At 54.0% G+C, this 15,328-nt stretch carries 13 protein-coding genes; 10 read left to right on the top strand and 3 right to left on the bottom strand.

The annotated features are described in order from the left end of the window. Window positions 1-12: 12 nt before the first annotated feature. The gene (locus AAFJ72_RS16375) at window positions 13-606 is read right to left on the bottom strand and encodes a TetR/AcrR family transcriptional regulator (RefSeq protein ID WP_432774766.1); all 594 of its coding nucleotides are present in this window, start codon (window positions 604-606) and stop codon (window positions 13-15) included. A gap of 198 nt (window positions 607-804) precedes the next feature. On the opposite strand from AAFJ72_RS16375, the gene AAFJ72_RS16370 reads away from it, so the two are divergent. The 6 genes from AAFJ72_RS16370 (at window position 805) to AAFJ72_RS16345 (ending at window position 8,101) form a co-directional block, all read left to right on the top strand. Next, complete coding sequence (locus AAFJ72_RS16370) at window positions 805-1,278, top strand: N-acetyltransferase (protein ID WP_432774765.1); 474 nt, start codon at window positions 805-807, stop codon at window positions 1,276-1,278. Between the two features lie 119 nt (window positions 1,279-1,397). Beyond that, complete coding sequence (locus AAFJ72_RS16365) at window positions 1,398-3,470, top strand: methyl-accepting chemotaxis protein (protein WP_432774763.1); 2,073 nt, start codon at window positions 1,398-1,400, stop codon at window positions 3,468-3,470. Between the two features lie 229 nt (window positions 3,471-3,699). After that, a complete protein-coding gene (locus tag AAFJ72_RS16360; RefSeq protein WP_122906449.1) occupies window positions 3,700-4,431 on the top strand; it encodes a GTP pyrophosphokinase in 732 nt (243 codons plus the stop codon). Next, the gene (gene pepV / locus AAFJ72_RS16355; protein ID WP_432774761.1) at window positions 4,418-5,854 is read left to right on the top strand and encodes a dipeptidase PepV; all 1,437 of its coding nucleotides are present in this window, start codon (window positions 4,418-4,420) and stop codon (window positions 5,852-5,854) included. The genes AAFJ72_RS16360 and pepV overlap by 14 nt, the downstream gene beginning before the upstream one ends. A gap of 316 nt (window positions 5,855-6,170) precedes the next feature. Continuing rightward, complete coding sequence (locus AAFJ72_RS16350; RefSeq protein WP_432774760.1) at window positions 6,171-7,631, top strand: DEAD/DEAH box helicase; 1,461 nt, start codon at window positions 6,171-6,173, stop codon at window positions 7,629-7,631. A gap of 224 nt (window positions 7,632-7,855) precedes the next feature. Then, the gene (locus AAFJ72_RS16345; protein ID WP_122906452.1) at window positions 7,856-8,101 is read left to right on the top strand and encodes a winged helix-turn-helix domain-containing protein; all 246 of its coding nucleotides are present in this window, start codon (window positions 7,856-7,858) and stop codon (window positions 8,099-8,101) included. Between the two features lie 80 nt (window positions 8,102-8,181). Here AAFJ72_RS16345 and AAFJ72_RS16340 read toward each other — a convergent pair whose 3' ends face one another. Beyond that, the gene (locus AAFJ72_RS16340) at window positions 8,182-9,603 is read right to left on the bottom strand and encodes an RsmB/NOP family class I SAM-dependent RNA methyltransferase (RefSeq protein WP_432774759.1); all 1,422 of its coding nucleotides are present in this window, start codon (window positions 9,601-9,603) and stop codon (window positions 8,182-8,184) included. An 86-nt stretch (window positions 9,604-9,689) separates the two neighbouring features. Here AAFJ72_RS16340 and AAFJ72_RS16335 point away from each other — a divergent pair, with 86 nt between their 5' ends. The 3 genes from AAFJ72_RS16335 to AAFJ72_RS16325 all read left to right on the top strand — a co-directional run bounded on the left by AAFJ72_RS16335 (window position 9,690) and on the right by AAFJ72_RS16325 (window position 13,177). Further along, window positions 9,690-10,445, top strand: a complete 756-nt coding sequence (locus AAFJ72_RS16335; protein ID WP_432774758.1) for a hypothetical protein — start codon at window positions 9,690-9,692, stop codon at window positions 10,443-10,445. A gap of 21 nt (window positions 10,446-10,466) precedes the next feature. After that, window positions 10,467-11,417 (top strand): methyl-accepting chemotaxis protein, encoded by a 951-nt coding sequence (locus AAFJ72_RS16330; RefSeq protein ID WP_432774757.1) that lies wholly within the window; start codon window positions 10,467-10,469, stop codon window positions 11,415-11,417. 323 nt (window positions 11,418-11,740) lie between these two features. Continuing rightward, window positions 11,741-13,177, top strand: coding sequence for a hypothetical protein (locus AAFJ72_RS16325; protein WP_432774756.1), 1,437 nt, complete (start codon window positions 11,741-11,743; stop codon window positions 13,175-13,177). A gap of 53 nt (window positions 13,178-13,230) precedes the next feature. Here AAFJ72_RS16325 and AAFJ72_RS16320 read toward each other — a convergent pair whose 3' ends face one another. After that, on the bottom strand, window positions 13,231-13,929 hold the full coding sequence (locus tag AAFJ72_RS16320; RefSeq protein WP_432774755.1) for a class I SAM-dependent methyltransferase: 699 nt from the start codon (window positions 13,927-13,929) through the stop codon (window positions 13,231-13,233). 219 nt (window positions 13,930-14,148) lie between these two features. Between AAFJ72_RS16320 and hppD the strand changes: the two genes are divergently transcribed. Further along, window positions 14,149-15,240 carry a 4-hydroxyphenylpyruvate dioxygenase gene (hppD, locus tag AAFJ72_RS16315; RefSeq protein WP_432774753.1) on the top strand — a complete coding sequence of 364 codons (1,092 nt, stop codon included), beginning with the start codon at window positions 14,149-14,151 and terminating at the stop codon, window positions 15,238-15,240. The last annotated feature ends 88 nt before the right edge of the window (window positions 15,241-15,328 follow it).

The following is a 15,328-nucleotide window of genomic DNA, read 5'->3' as shown; positions in this document are numbered from 1 at the left end:
CTGATCGCATGGTTAATCCGCGACCAGCCCTTCGAATACAATCGAAACCTTCTCTTCCATAATCTCTTCCAAAGCCCATGCTCCTTCGCTGCGCACCCAGTCGTACAGAGCGTTGTAATAAATATTTTCCAGCATGTTTGCTGCCACGAGCGGATTGAACTTCGCCTTCAGCTGTTGCTTTTCCTGTGCTTCCTCAATCAAGTCGGCAAACAGCTGCCGCAACTCGAAGTACACGTTTTTCTCGTTCTCCAGCACTTTGCGATGCTTCATGGACGATTCCACTACGACTTTGATGAAGTCAAAATTCGTGATCGTTACCTCGTTCATGATCTTGTAAATCCGCAAAACCTTGGATTTGCAATCGTCCCCGTAATCCCATTCATCGCGGCGCTCTTCAATTTCATGCAGCCGCTCGTATCCCCAGTTGGCGAGGATTGCTTCCTTTGACGTGAAATGCAGAAAAATGGTGCCGCGTGCGACATCTGCTTCTTCCGAGATCATGTCGATGGTCGTGGCTTCAAAGCCGTGCTGCTTGAACAACTTGATCGCGGCATTGAATATTTTTTCGCGGGTTTCCCGCTTTTTTCGCTCCCGTCTCGTCGTCAAAAAGGTGGTACCTCCTCTGCTTCGTTTGCTTGATTATAACATAACCGTTACCTACAAAAGAATTTTCCGTGCATTTCCCGTAAAAAAGCGCAAAAAAAGAGATAGACTTCTTGGAAAGTCGGATGTATATTTATATACTATAATGAATAAATATTTAATCATACCGAGCCGTAAGAGCATAGGGTGGAGGAGTGTAAAATGAGCGTTGCGAAAGCGCTGACAGTACGTCAGGCAACGATGAGAGACGTTGATGCCATGTTGGAGATCATTAATGAATATGCACAACAAGGATTGATGCTGCCGCGTACGAAACTTTCTGTCTGTGAAAATTTGCAGTCATTTATCGTCGCGCATGATGGAGATACAGTAGTGGGAGTTGCCGGATTGCATATTTTGTGGGAGGATTTGGCCGAAATTCGCTCGCTGGCCATTGCGGAAAAAGCAAAGGGGATGGGCGTGGGCAAGCATCTCGTCCTCCATCTGGTAGAGCAGTGCCGCAATCTGGGCATCAAGCGGGTGCTTGCGTTGACCTATCAAAAAGCTTTCTTTGAAAAGTGCGGGTTCTGGATCGTCGCGAAGGAAACGTTGCCGCAAAAGGTGTGGAAAGACTGCATCAACTGTTCCAAACTGCCGATGTGTGACGAAATCGCGATGATTTTTGAAACAGTCTGATACTTTTGATACATTTTGTGTAGCCTACCTTTTTTCGTTTCTGGTACTATATTCTTAATAATATAAAAATACAGAGAATATGGAATCGGAACTAAAGCGTTTAAATTGGGGGGCTTACCATGAAGCTGGGCGCGCGCGTACTGATCGTACTTTTGGTCGCGAGTATTATACCGCTGACGGCGGCAGGAGTGTTTGCTTATCAGGAGACCAAACAGGAATTGCTGGTCGGCAGTGCGGCTAAGCTGGAGGCATTGCGGTTAAGCAAAAAGGAGCAGGTGGAGAACTATTTTCGGGAACGCACGAAAAATGTTGATACACTGGCAGCTTCAGGAACCGTAATCTCTGCTCTTACTGTCTTTCAGCAGATATGGCAGGAAGGCAGGGAATCCGCTGCCTACAAGGATGCAGAGTTTTCCTTTGCCAATGAGTTGAAGATGGAGGTCGCACGCTATGGCTTTTCCAACGCCTATCTGCTCAACAGCGATGGCGTGATCGTGTACGAGACGAATCCGCAGTCCGACTTCGGCACCAACTTGCTGACAGGGCAGTACGCCAACTCTGTGCTGGGCCAAACCGTCCAGCAGGTTTTGAAGGTCCAGAGCGCAGAAGTGTCTGACGTGGGCAGATATGAACCGTCAGGAAATGAACCGGGCGTCTACATTGCGGCCCCGATTTATGAAAAAGGCTACATGATGGGGCAACTCGCCGTAGAAGTGCCGCTCGATTATGTCTCCCGCCTGCTGAATCAGCGCGAGGGGCTGGGCGAGACGGGGAAAATTTACCTCGTCGGGTCGGACAAGCTGATGCGCTCGCAACTGGGCAACGGTCAGGAGACGATTTTGCAGCAGACAGTCGACACGCCGGTCATCGAGCGAGTCTTCCAGGCGGAAGGGTTTACGGGGACAGAGCAGAGCGTCGATTTTCGCGGGCAGTCCGTCCTCGTTTCGTTTGACCAGATAAAAGTCGCGAAGCATACGTGGGCGATTCTGGCGGAGATCGACATGCCGGAGATTCTGGCAGGGCCAAATCGCATTCAAACCGCGATGATCGTCTTTAACGGCGTCGTCCTGGTTGTGATCGTGGGGATCTCGCTCTACACGGCGGGGTGGCTGCGCCGCTCCTTCAGCGGGATGCTGCACGTGGCCGAGCGGATTGGCCAGGGCGACTTGACCACGACCGTTCCCGGCAAGCTGCTCAGGCGCAAGGACGAGCTGGGAGAGATGGCCCGTTCGCTGTCCACGATGCAAAAGCAATTGCACGGCATTCTCGTGCAGGTAGAACAGGCTGCGGATTCCGTTGCACATACGGTGCAGGAAATTCACGGCAATACGAATGAGATCGCTTCGTCCAGCCAGCAAATTGTCCAGGTCGTCGATCAGGTAGCGGCGTCGAGTGAGAGCCAGGTGGAAAAAATGGGCCAGACGCTCAATCTGGCTGTTGATCTGACAAACGATGTCGATGGCGTTACCGAGAATGTGCGGCAGGTCAACCTGTCCTCAGCCGAGATGAAGCAGCATGCGGAGGAAGGCAGGGAGGCAGTGACGGCGGTCATTCGCAGCATGGAGGAAATCAATCGCTCCGTAGCGGCGGCCACTGAGGTGATTCGCGTGCTGGAGCAGCGGTCGCAAGATATTTCCCGGATTATTTCCGTCATCACGGAGATTGCCAGACAGACGAATTTGCTCGCGCTGAATGCCGCCATCGAGGCAGCCCGCGCCGGGGAGCATGGAAAAGGCTTCGCGGTCGTGGCCGGAGAGGTGCGCAAGCTGTCGGAAGGCACGGATGAAGCGGCGCAGCAAATTGTGCGGATGATTAACGACGTGCAAAACGACACGATGATCGTGGTGGCCAAAATGGCAGAGGGAGCCGAGACTACCGCTCACGGGATGAAAACAGCCCGTCAATCGGGGGAAATGTTCCAGCGGATCGAGCAAAATATTTTGCGCGTCTCGGCCGAGATCAACCGGGTCAGCGAAGCTTTTGCCCGAATGGCGCCAGATGCCCAGCAGGTTGTCGTAGTAGCCAAGGAAGTTTCGGCAGCGTCTGTTCAGGCGGCGGCTGGCGTGCAGAGCATTTCCTCTGCGGTGGAAGAGCAGAGTTCAGCCATGGAGCAGATCGTCCAGTCCACCGATCACCTTGCGCAATTGGCGGAAGAACTGCGCGGGTCGTTGGCTGCATTTGTGCTCAAGTAAGCGGATCAGACATATTGTGCGGAACGCGCCGGGAAATGTTCGTTTTCCCGGCTCTTTTTGGTCGATAGGAATTTATAAAATTTTATCCTATCGACATAAGTGCAACTACGGCTCTGCTGTCGCCAAAGGCTCGGCAATCGCCGAGTTTTCTAACATTTTGGCAGGATATCTCACACAAAATGTTGAATGATAACAATGATGGAGAGTTTCGGGCCGGAGGGACGTAAGCGTGCACAAAATGGATTGGGAACTTTATTTACTGCCGTTCGAACAAGCTGTAGAAGAAATCAAAGTCAAAATTAAAAATATCCGCAACGAGTTCCGCAAGCGCAAGGAACATTCTCCGATTGAGTTTGCCGTCGGGCGGGTGAAATCCATACCGAGCATCTACAACAAGGCGAATCGCCTGCAATTTCCGATTGATGAAAATATATGCTGGGAGATCAGGGACATCGCGGGGATTCGCGTCATCTGCCAGTTTATTGACGATATTCCCGCCGTGGTGGAGATGATCCGCAAGCGCGGCGACATGCGTGTCTATTTGGAAAAAGACTATGTTTCCAAGCCTAAAGAGAGCGGTTATCGCGGCTATCATCTGGCTGTCGAATACCCGATCATGATGGCGGACGGACAGGTGACGATTCCTGTGGAGATCCAGATTCGTACACTTGGGATGAACTTTTGGGCGACAATTGAACACTCGCTGAATTACAAATACGAAGGCATCATCCCGTCGAACATTCGCCAGCGCCTGTTTGAAGCTGCCAAGGCATCGTACAAGCTGGACAGCGAAATGAACAACATCCGCGACGAGATCAAGGAAGCACAGGCCGAATTTACGAAAAAGGAAGTGCCGATGGAATCGCTGCTCTCCCTGGTAGAGCTGGATCTGGACGTCGATGCCGAACTCATGGACGGCGGCCAAAATGAAAGGAACGAAACCAAACATGACGACCATTAATTGGCTAGAGGAAACGTACAAGCTCAAGGATGAGCTGATTGCCACCACCCAGGAGTTTTTGCGGATCAAAAGCGTGCTCGATCCGGCTACTGCTCGCGAGGGAGCGCCGTTTGGCGAAGGCATCCGCGCCGCGCTGGACTTTGCCCTGGACGTATGTAAAAAAGCCGGGATGACGACTAAGGATGTGCGCGGATACGCCGCCCATGCCGAGTTCGGGCAAGGCGAAGAGCTGATCGGCATCTTGAGCCACGTCGATGTCGTGCCGGAGGGAGATGGCTGGAGCACGCCGCCGTTTGCGGCCGAGATCGTGGACGGCAAACTGGTGGCGCGCGGAGCCATTGACGACAAAGGGCCGACCATGGCGGCGATTTTTGCAGCCAAAGTGGTCCTGGGTCTGGGACTGCCGCTCTCCAAGCGCGTGCGCTTTATTTTCGGTACGGACGAAGAGTCGAACTGGCAGTGCGTCAAGACGTACTTTGAAACCGAGGAAATGCCGACGATGGGCTTCACGCCTGATGCTGATTTTCCATTGATTTACGCGGAAAAGGGCCTGACGGATTTGACCTTGCGCCAGACGTATGCCGCGTTCCGGCAGCTCGGCAAGCCTGTAGCGGAGCAGGCGGAAGCCAAGCTTGTTTCATTGCAGGCAGGCTTGCGCATGAACATGGTGCCGGACAAAGCGGTGGCGACTCTTGCGCCGCTGTCCGCTGACAGCCAGACGATCATCGACCGCTACCGTACACACCTGGAGCAGACAGGCTTGAAGGGGCAGGCGGAAGCGAAGGACGGGTCGGTCGTCTTGCACATGGAGGGTGTCTCCGTACACGGAATGGACCCGAAAAAAGGCGTCAACGCAGGCACGGAGCTGATTCACTTCCTGCGGACACTCGCGCTCGATGCGCGTGCAGCCGTATACATGGAAGTGGCAGACCGCTACTTGCACAGGCAACACGGCGGGGAAGCGCTCGGAATCGCCCATGACGACGAGGAAATGGGGGCCCTCACGCTGAACACGGGCGTGCTGGAATACGAAGCGGAAGGGGACGCGCTGTTCCGCCTGAACATTCGCTACCCGCACTCGATCTCGTTTGAAAAATGGTCGGAGATTCTCGCGGAACGCTTTGGCGAGGCCGCGTTCGAGCTGGAAGTTGTTGAGCATCTGCCGCCGCATCGCGTAGACCCCAGCCATCCGCTGGTAACAACGCTGCAACGGGTGTACACCGAGCAGACAGGCGAAGAGGCGGGCATCATCGCCATCGGCGGTGCCACCTACGGCCGTTCGCTCGATGTCGGCGTAGCGTTCGGGCCGCTGTTTCCGGGGCGTCCGGGCAGTGCCCATCAGCGGGACGAGTACATTTTGGTCGACGATCTCGTCAAGGCGACTGCGATTTATGCGCAAGCCATTTACGAGTTGGCAAAATAAGCAGCACAGGTAAAGAGAGGATGCAGCGTAAGGCTTGCATCCTCTGCTTATTTTGGTCGATAGTCGCCAAAGGCTCGGCAATCGCCGAGTTTTCTCATGCGGCTAAACAGTTGGCGGATTCCGGGAAAGACCGAAACGGGATCAAACGGTTTGGTTGTATTTTTGATTCGACTCCTTTAGTATAGGTAGGATAGGATTTCGCAAGGACTGTTACCGAAAACGGGTTCATACCGCAAGCCCGATTTCTTCCCACCCGCTGTCCATGCAGGTCAGGGTGCGTGAAACGGAAGACCGCGTGTGAAAGGAAGTGGATTTGATGGCAAAATCGTTTGCGTCTTTTGGCTTTCGACCGGAGCTGATGCAAGGGATTCAAGACCTGTACTATAAAGAACCGACCCCGATCCAGGAGGAAGCGATTCCGCTGATTCTGGAGGGAAAAGACGTGATTGGACAAGCGCAGACCGGAACAGGGAAAACAGCGGCGTTCATGCTGCCGATCCTGAACCGTCTGGATGCGGGCAAGCGCGACATTCAGGCGCTGATTCTCACCCCGACGCGCGAGCTGTCCATTCAGATCGCCAAAGAAGTGGAGAAGCTGGGCAAGCATCTTCATGTAAATGTGCTGTCGCTGCACGGCGGAACCGACATTGACAGACAGTTGAGCAAGCTGAAATCGACTGTACACATCGTCGTCGGTACGCCAGGACGCGTGCTGGATCACATGCAGCGCGGCTCGCTGCACTTCGGGCGGATTTCCACGCTCGTGCTGGATGAGGCGGACAAGATGATGGAGATGGGCTTTTTGGAGGATGTAGAGCAAGTCATCGTCCATACGCCTTCCCAGCGTCAAGTGCTGCTGTTCTCCGCAACCATGCCGGATATGGTGAAGCGGCTGGCTCATCGCTTCATGAAGCAACCGCCGCACATCAAGATCGAAGGCAAGCAAAAGACCGTGGAAAAAATCGAGCAGTTTTACTACGTCGTCAACCAAAGCGACAAGACGGATGCGCTCGTGGACGTTTTGGAGCAGGAGCAGCCGTTTTTGACCATCGTTTTTGCCAATACGCAAGTGCGCGTGCAGCAGCTCACTGCCCGCCTGCAGGAAAACGGATTTCAGGCGCAAGCGTTGTACGGGGACCTGTCGCAAAGCAAGCGCGAGCAGCTAATGCGGCATTTCCGCGAGATGCGCTTCCAGTATCTGGTGGCGACGGATATTGCCGCGCGCGGGCTGGATGTCGAGGGCGTCTCGCACGTTATCAACTACGATTTGCCAAATGACGTGGAGAGCTACATTCACCGCGTAGGCCGGACAGGGCGCGCCGGACAGAGCGGAAAAGCAATCTCGCTCATTTCGCCGCGCCAGAAAAACTTGATGAGCCGCTTCGCCAAAGCGACGAAGGCGTCGATTGAAGAGCGCATTCTGGAGCCTGGCCGCCATCTGGATGCAGGCCGTCGCCAGCGTGCACTGGAGCGGGAAGCCCACTTCATCGAGCTGCGCGCCAAACAGGCAAAAGAGCAGCAAAAAGAAAAAGAGAAGGAGTTTGCTCCTGTTCGCGAAGCTTTGAAGAAAAAAGCCAAAGTGAAGCCGGGCTACAAAAAGAAGCTGGCGCGCGAACTGGAAGAACTCCAGATGCGCTATGAGAAAAACCGCAGAAAGGCTGAGGCGATTGCCGCGCGCAAAGCAGGCAAGACCGTAAAGCCCGCTGACGCCAAAAAAGCGGGAAGAGGCAAAGCAGGCCGCGCTGCCAAAGGGGCAAGACCGTTCCGCCAGAATTAGGGCAAGGGACAGCGGGACAAGCGCATGAGCTGCGCCTGACATGTGCCAGTCAAAAAGAGAAGGAGCCTTCTGATACTGCGGGAGGCTCCTTGGCTGTTATGGGGCAGTTTTTGCGGCGAAAAAATGAAGATGTTGTGAAATAATGTTTTCCTCCTGGAAGAATGAAGGTAAAATATTGGTAGAGAGAACCCTTTGCGACAAAGTACAGGTTGTGAGGAGAACGAATGATGATTGATACGTGCTTCAAATGCGGGAGCAAAATGAATCCGAACGAATACAGTTGCCATGTGTGCGGCCAAAACGAACTGGAAGACTATCGGATGATTCGCAACTACCTCCGCAGCAATCCGAATTCGAATGCGATGCAAATTGCCAACGCGACAGGTATCTCTGTATCAAAAATAATGCGCTACATTAAAAACGGCTCCTTGACAGTGGTCGACGACAAGTCTCGCGATGGAAGACGTTAGAATGACCAGGAAACAAGCGAAAAGCCCGCAAGCTGCAACATGTGTCAGGCATGGTGAGCGTGCGGGCTTTGTTGTGATCTCTACACCCACCGCAGTCCTTTCGGATAATGATTTTTCAACTGCCCCTCCGACTGCTTGCCCCAGCCGATGGAAAAGCCGTCGACAGCGACCAGTGTCCAGCCGTTCGCCCCGTCCCGGGCGAGTGCTTCGCCTTTTAAATAGCGCAACAGGTCAGGATCGTCAGCACTGTAGTCGGCTACGCGAGCAGCTTCGGCCGGCGTGATGGAGAGCGCGAGCGCGTGCGCAGGCTCCAGCCGATTTTTTTTCACCGTACCGAGATGCAAGCCGACGCGGGCGACCTTGAGCTTGTCCCAGTCCATCCCGGGAATGGGCGAGTAGTATAGCTGCTCGCCAAACAGGACAAAGGCGGATTCGTCGGCAAACTCGTCTGCGAGCTGCGGAATCGCTTCCTTGACAAAAGTGCGCCAGGCAGCCAGCGCTTCCTTGCGTCCGGCGGGAGCAGCGGCTTTGGCGGTTCGTTTTTCCTTGCGCTTGCCAGCCGCTGCGATTGGTTCACTGTCTGCGTCGGCACTTTTTTGCAGCTTGGCGAGGTAGTGGCCCTCGCCTTGCAGTCGATGCGGCCACAGGCGCGCTGTATCGCGGAGCTGTTCGCAGGCAGGGGTTGCCCAGTTTGGCTGGCCGGGAGCGAACCATTCCGGCTGCGGCAGCGGGACAATCGTAAACTCCGGGTGCCGGGCCAGAAAATCGACGAGAGTCTGTTCGTTTTCCAGCGGAGCGAACGTGCAAGTAGAGTAGACGAGCGTTCCGCCCGGTTTCAGCATGGCGCTGGCGGCGTCGAGAATATCTTTTTGCATCAGGTGGCATTCTGTCACTTTGTGCGGCGACCAGTCTTCCACGGCTTCCGGCAGCTTGCGGAACATCCCTTCGCCGGAGCACGGGGCATCGACGAGAATTTTGTCGAAAAACTGTGGAAAACGCTCCTGCAGCCGCTCGGGCGTCTCGTTTGTCACGACCGCGTTTTTCACGCCGCAGCGTTCCAGGTTTTCCGCCAACGCCTTCACGCGAACCGGGTGAATCTCGTTGGCAACGAGCAAGCCTTCGCCGTTCAGGGCCGCAGCGAGCTGGGTGGACTTGCCGCCGGGGGCCGCACACAGGTCAAGGATTCGTTCGCCTGGCTTGGCGTCGAGCGCTTCGGCAGCAGACATGGCGCTTGGCTCTTGCAAGTAGTACAAGCCCGCGGCGTGAAACGGGTGCTTGCCGGGACGGTCTTGCTCTTTGTAGCGAAAACCGTTTGCGCACCAGGCAACCGGTTCCAGCGCAAACGGAGAGAGGGAAAGAAACTGCTCACGCGCGACCTTGAGCGGATTGACCCGCAAGCCGTGCGTGACGGGCTTGTCGTAGGAAGCGATGAACGCTTCGTATTCCTGTTCCAGCAGGTTTTTCATACGTTCCGTGAAGAGTCCGGGTAGAGTTTGTGTCATAAACGCCTCCGTTGTCAAATTTGGCCGCATATAAAAGGAAAAGCGAGAATGATGGCGAATCATAGAAGATGAGGTGAGAGCTTGTTATGAAGGGAACCCGTGCAGAACGATACCGCTCCCGGCGGAGGAACGACTCGGAAGTCAGCCGGTTTTGGATCATGGGGTTGCTTTTCTCACTGCTGGTGCTCGCTTTTGAATTCTTCATCGAAATTCCCGCCGATGCAGACTGGCTTGTCGATATGGAGATGGCTTTGTTCTCAGCCAGCTTTACGTTGCTCGCCTTTTACCTGCTCGGGCTTACCTTTGCCTTTTCCCGCCACCAAAAGGCAGGGAAGATCAATCACCAGATCATCATCTATGTATGGTTGGGAGCTATCTTGTTTCACCTTTTCCTGCTCATCAGCAATTTATCCAATCAGCATGTGTACAAAGCAGGAATCATTTTATTTTTAGGGCCTTTGTTTTTAACTGTCTACCATTTTATCACGTACTTGTCCGCTTTGCGCGAGGAGCGTAAGGAGCAGGAGGCGGCCACGGCTGCTTCACTGGAACGGACGGCCTACCAGATGATTCTGGAGGGCGGCAGGGTGTACAGCGAAATCACCCGGTTAAAAACAGAGTATCCGGAAGTGGATCAGATGCTTCGCGCCAACGACTTTCACGATAGATTGGAGCGTTACGCCCTGGAGATGCAGCAGTATTTGCAGGTGAAAAGCTTTGAGCGCAAGGACGTGGAATTGTTGGAGGGACACTACTATTTCTTGGAAAATTTGCTGAGTCTTGCGAAGCAGCACCCGGGGATTGTCGAATCCCGCGTGTATTCGCGTCGGGGAGACAAGTAGAGAAAAAGGAGAGGGAAACGGATGTTTTGGAAAAAGGACAAAGGACTTGCGGCAAAAGAGACAGCGGCGACAGCAGTGACACCCTTGGCAACAGAGAACACAGCACAACAGCAAGACGCGTGGAAAACCGAGTTGCTCGGACTGTATGAACAGATGGGAGCGATCATTTCCCAGCACAACGAGGTAAATGCCCAGCATGACGGTCTTGCCCGTCTGGCTACCCAAATGAAAAACGTCGTGGAGAAAATCCAGGCTGTTAACGAAAAAGACGATGAGTCTGCCAACCAACTCTCCGTGCGCGGAGAACGGCTGACTGTCATCTGCAAGGAATCGGTGGAGCGCTCGGAAGCCGGCAAAAAGGCGATGACCGAAGTGGTCGAGGTCATGAGCCAGCTGGAAAAAGAATCGGTGAACACATCCCGCTCGATGAGCCGGCTGGAAGAACGCTCCTCGGAGATTACGAGCATCGTCAAGGTCATCAGCGATATTGCCAACCAGACGAATTTGCTCGCGCTCAATGCTGCGATTGAGGCGGCGCGTGCGGGCGAGCAAGGACGAGGCTTCGCAGTCGTGGCGGATGAGGTGCGCAAACTGGCAGAAATGACAGCGAGCTCAACCAAAACGATTGCCGAACTGATCGGCAAAATCCAGGAGGAAACAAAAGAAGCGCTCGCCAACAGCGAGAAGAGCGGCAATGCGATCAAGAACGGACTGTCGATCAGCAAGGAGGCGTCCGAGAAAATGGACGGAATCGTCCGCGCATTCCACGAAGTCAACACCGAAGTGGCAGGCGTCATGGAGATTATCCAGCAGCAAAAGCGCTTTGCCGACGATGTTTCCAGTCAGGTCAATGAAGCGCGCAGCCTGTTGGACGACTTGAGCGACAATTTGATCGGACACGTAAAAGAAGCAGGCGTCGTCGATCAGCTTTTGCAGAAAACCATGAATGAAGTCAAAAAAGTATTGTCCTAATAAAATGATTTCGCGATAAAGTGAAACGGAAAGTCTCTCGCCACAGTCTTAATGGGTGAGGGACTTTTTTGATTCCACAATCAGACCTACGCCAAAAGGGCGGCAAAACCAAGCTGGCTAACGCGCTTCTACTGCCGGTACGCGGAGATATTACTATCAGATAATTGCAAAAATAGCACGCGCCCTCCTGATTCGTTTGCAGAAAAGCGGACTTCAGGGTGATTTGTCGAGCATAATCTGGTATCATTTACATATTAATACAAAAGTTAAGTCAGTTTAAACAATTGAAATGGAGGAGTTTTTCTTCAGGACAGGGGGATGACATGGTCAGAAAAATCAGCGCTTTGCTCCTTTTGATGACGGCCATCGCCGTAAGCACCTTTTTACCCGGCCCGGCTTTTGCTTCCGATTCCGATGCTGTGCCCCTTTGGCAAAAGCCCGTTGAAAAAGAAACGACCAGCACGCCAAACGGCGCCATACACAAAAAACGAGAGTTTGTGTTTGGCGACGGAGATGTGTATTGGAGCCAGCAAATCAGCGGCAAGAAAAATGCAAAGCCATACGTGATTACGATACCGATTCAGGGCAAAAGCCAGAACATGATGTTTCGCTACCGGGCGTACAACGACGCGAAGCAGGCCTATTGGAAATCTGTGACGCTGGATCAGGTCAAGGAGCTGCCGCTTGCTCCCGGGTTCGTTGAAACAGAGGGACGATACATTTGGCTCGGGGAGCCCATCGTCTATGTCCATAAAGGGAGAGGCACCATTGAAGAACAGAAAGAGCTGGCGCTGCCGATCCAGGTCAAGAAAAACGCGAGCGGCGTCGTTCTGGAAATCAGGCTGCCGATCAAGGCGGGCTATGTCAGCGAGATGTGGGCGCTGGAATCGAGGGAGCCCCTCGTGCCGTGGGGCGAGCAGACGATTGACCAAATCTGGCTTGCGCTCGATGTCACGCAAAACGCTAAGTGGCTGTATGACGGCTATTACTACAAAAGCCCCTCGACCTACGAGCCTACTTCCGCAAACGCCTATTGGCGGATTCCCGAAAATTACGTCTTGCGCTCCTTTTTGTACACGGGAGGCAGCAGGGCCGCACGCAACATGGGCTATGTGATGTTGAAAACAAGCTTGCTCCAGCAGGAGCCGGAGGGGTACTGGAAGTCGCTGCCCCGCTCGCTGTGGCTGAGCCAGGACTACGGCATTCCGGATGGCTTTTACGATACGCGCTTTAATACGGGAGCAGCAGATTTAATGCTGCGCGGATGCGCCCAGTACGCGGAAGAGTTGTTCTGCCAGTCGGCGCAAAAATACCGGACGTATTTTCAAAAGCATGCAGCGAGCAACCATTACGTCGTGAACGGGATACAGACGGGCTGGCTCGTGGCTGATTACGCTTCAGCGAAAAATCCCGCCGCCCGGACACACGTTTCGCTCAACCACCAGTTGGCCGAAATCAATTTCTTGTACAGCAGCTACCTGCAATTTGGCAATCAGGAAGACAAAGACCTGGCAGACGTGATGCTTGCGGGAGTTGTCAATCTGGGCACCCGCTGGCTGTTGGCAAACGGCGATTTACACTACGCTTATTTTCCCGACGGCACATTCGGGAGAGCGGACTACCCGTACCTGACCTACAACGATCTGGTCGAAACCCAGCGTCTGTACCGCCTGCTTTACGGAACAGAGGAGCCGACGATTGCCCAGCTTGCAGCGAGCAAGCTCGCCTGGATGCAAAAAAACAACGTCGCCTACAAATAAAAAGAAAAGGCTGCCGGATCGCTCGGTCCAGCAGCCTTTTGACGTAGAAAAGATCAGTTGCTTTGCTGTTGCTTCCGCAGGGCAAACAACGTCAAAAAGCTGACCGCCTCCTGCAGCTCCACGCTCAAGCGTCCCGCAATATCCGGGGTAATCCCTTCCTTGTACACCGGCTCCTCCGCGAGCAGCGCGAAGCCGTTTTCTGTGGCCAGCTGCTTCGCTTCCCACGGCATCATCGTGTTTTGAATCGTGTTTTCCTCGTACAGCCGCCGATAGCTGTGGGCGCGCGGTCCCGCTGTCGGACCCAGAATGCCAAGGACGAGAATGCCTCCCGGCCCGAGTACGCGGCGCAGCTCCAGCAACGCTTTCAAGGGAGCGGGCGTAAATTCCACTACGTTAATGGACATCACGCCTGCAAACGTACCATCTGCGAACGGCAGCCTGCCAATATCTGCTGTCTGGAAATGAACATTTTCCGGGAAATGCTGTTTCCGCTCCTGGGCAAGACGAATCATTTCCCCGGCAATGTCAACCCCTTCTACCGTATAGCCATGCCTGGCCAGCTTGCAGCTTGCATAGCCGTCTCCACACCCCGCATCCAGAATCGGTCCCTGCTCAGGGTAGACGTGCCGCATGAAAAAGGGGAGGATCGTGCTGCGGCTGCCTTTTTCCCACATCTGCTCACTACGCTTGTGCCAGTCGGCGGCAAAAGAATCCCACTGCCTGGCTGCCTCTTGACTCCATTGACCTGACAACTGCCCCACCTCCTGCTCGGATTTGCTCTGCCTATATTCTACCAAGCGGGCGCTCAGTTGCGCACTTTTATCAGTGAAAGCGTTTGAGCGTTTTCGCGTTATTCCGTGTTCTTGCACGAGGAAGCGCTTCCAATGTAATCTCAAGGTAACGACAAAATAATCCCAATTCATAAAAGAGTAACAATAATGAAAAAACAATGAAAGCGGAGGGGTAAACAAATGGGCAACACCGATTTTTTCCCGATCCAGGACTGGGACTATGTGGAGTTTTATGTAGGAAACGCCAAGCAGGCGATGCATTACTTCACAAAAGCGTTCGGCTTTGAGCCAGTCGCGTATGCCGGGCTGGAAACAGGCTCGCGCGAAAAGGTTTCCTACGTGTTGAAGCAAAAGCACATGACTTTTGTCGTCAGCGGCGCTCTGACGCCTGAACACCCAATCGCCGAATTTGTGAAAAAGCACGGCGATGGAGTGAAAGACGTTGCCCTGCGCGTGGACGACTGTGAGCAAGCGTACCGCGAAGCGGTTTCCCGCGGTGCGATCCCGATCATGGAGCCGACTGAGTACACAGATGAATTTGGCACCGTGAAAAAAGCGGTGATCGGCACATACGGCGATAACATTCACTCTTTCATCGAGCGGAAAAACTACAACGGTCCGTTTTTGCCCGGCTATACCGCCTACGAATCTCAGGTAAAAGGCGAGAGCACCGGACTGATCGGGATCGACCACATCGTGGGCAACGTGGAAGTCATGGACGAATGGGTGGGCTACTACCAGCGGGTCATGGGCTTCACGGCTGTGCAAAACTTCAGCGAGGACGATATTTCCACCGAGTATTCGGCGCTCATGTCCAAAGTGATGCAAAACGGCACAGGCCGCATCAAGTTCCCGATCAACGAACCGGCGGAAGGTCGCCGCAAGTCGCAAATTCAGGAGTTCCTCGATTTTTACAAAGGACCAGGTGTGCAGCACATCGCGATTTTGACGAACGATATTATCGAAACCGTCTCGAAGCTGCGTGATAACGGCGTAGACTTCCTCTCCGTACCGGACACCTACTACGAAGATTTGAAGGAGCGCGTGGGCGAAATCGACGAGGACATCGAAGCGTTGAAAAAGCTCGGCGTCCTGGTCGACAGAGACGATGAAGGCTACCTGCTGCAACTGTTCAGCAAGCCTATCGTAGACCGTCCGACGCTGTTCATCGAAATCATCCAGCGCAAAGGGGCACGCGGCTTTGGCAACGGCAACTTCAAGGCGCTGTTCGAAGCGCTGGAGCGCGAGCAGGCGCGCCGCGGCAACCTGTAACGAAGGATTCATACACTCAACATATGAAAAGCCGTCTGTTGTGCGCCTTGGTACAACAGACGGCTTTTTCACGTGCAGCGGGACGAAA

Source organism: Brevibacillus gelatini (genome assembly GCF_050920745.1).
Classification (GTDB): domain Bacteria; phylum Bacillota; class Bacilli; order Brevibacillales; family Brevibacillaceae; genus Brevibacillus; species Brevibacillus gelatini.
The sequence above is the reverse complement of the archived record's forward strand: the minus strand, read 5'-3'. Positions and strand labels throughout refer to the sequence as shown.

Coding starts and splice junctions, on each gene's coding strand:
- AAFJ72_RS16370 (WP_432774765.1), top strand. CDS start 805: ATGAGCGTTGCGAAAGCGCTGACAGTACGTCAGGCAACGATGAGAGAC.
- AAFJ72_RS16365 (WP_432774763.1), top strand. CDS start 1,398: ATGAAGCTGGGCGCGCGCGTACTGATCGTACTTTTGGTCGCGAGTATT.
- pepV (WP_432774761.1), top strand. CDS start 4,418: ATGACGACCATTAATTGGCTAGAGGAAACGTACAAGCTCAAGGATGAG.
- AAFJ72_RS16350 (WP_432774760.1), top strand. CDS start 6,171: ATGGCAAAATCGTTTGCGTCTTTTGGCTTTCGACCGGAGCTGATGCAA.
- AAFJ72_RS16345 (WP_122906452.1), top strand. CDS start 7,856: ATGATGATTGATACGTGCTTCAAATGCGGGAGCAAAATGAATCCGAAC.
- AAFJ72_RS16340 (WP_432774759.1), bottom strand. CDS start 9,603: ATGACACAAACTCTACCCGGACTCTTCACGGAACGTATGAAAAACCTG.
- AAFJ72_RS16335 (WP_432774758.1), top strand. CDS start 9,690: ATGAAGGGAACCCGTGCAGAACGATACCGCTCCCGGCGGAGGAACGAC.
- AAFJ72_RS16330 (WP_432774757.1), top strand. CDS start 10,467: ATGTTTTGGAAAAAGGACAAAGGACTTGCGGCAAAAGAGACAGCGGCG.
- AAFJ72_RS16325 (WP_432774756.1), top strand. CDS start 11,741: ATGGTCAGAAAAATCAGCGCTTTGCTCCTTTTGATGACGGCCATCGCC.
- hppD (WP_432774753.1), top strand. CDS start 14,149: ATGGGCAACACCGATTTTTTCCCGATCCAGGACTGGGACTATGTGGAG.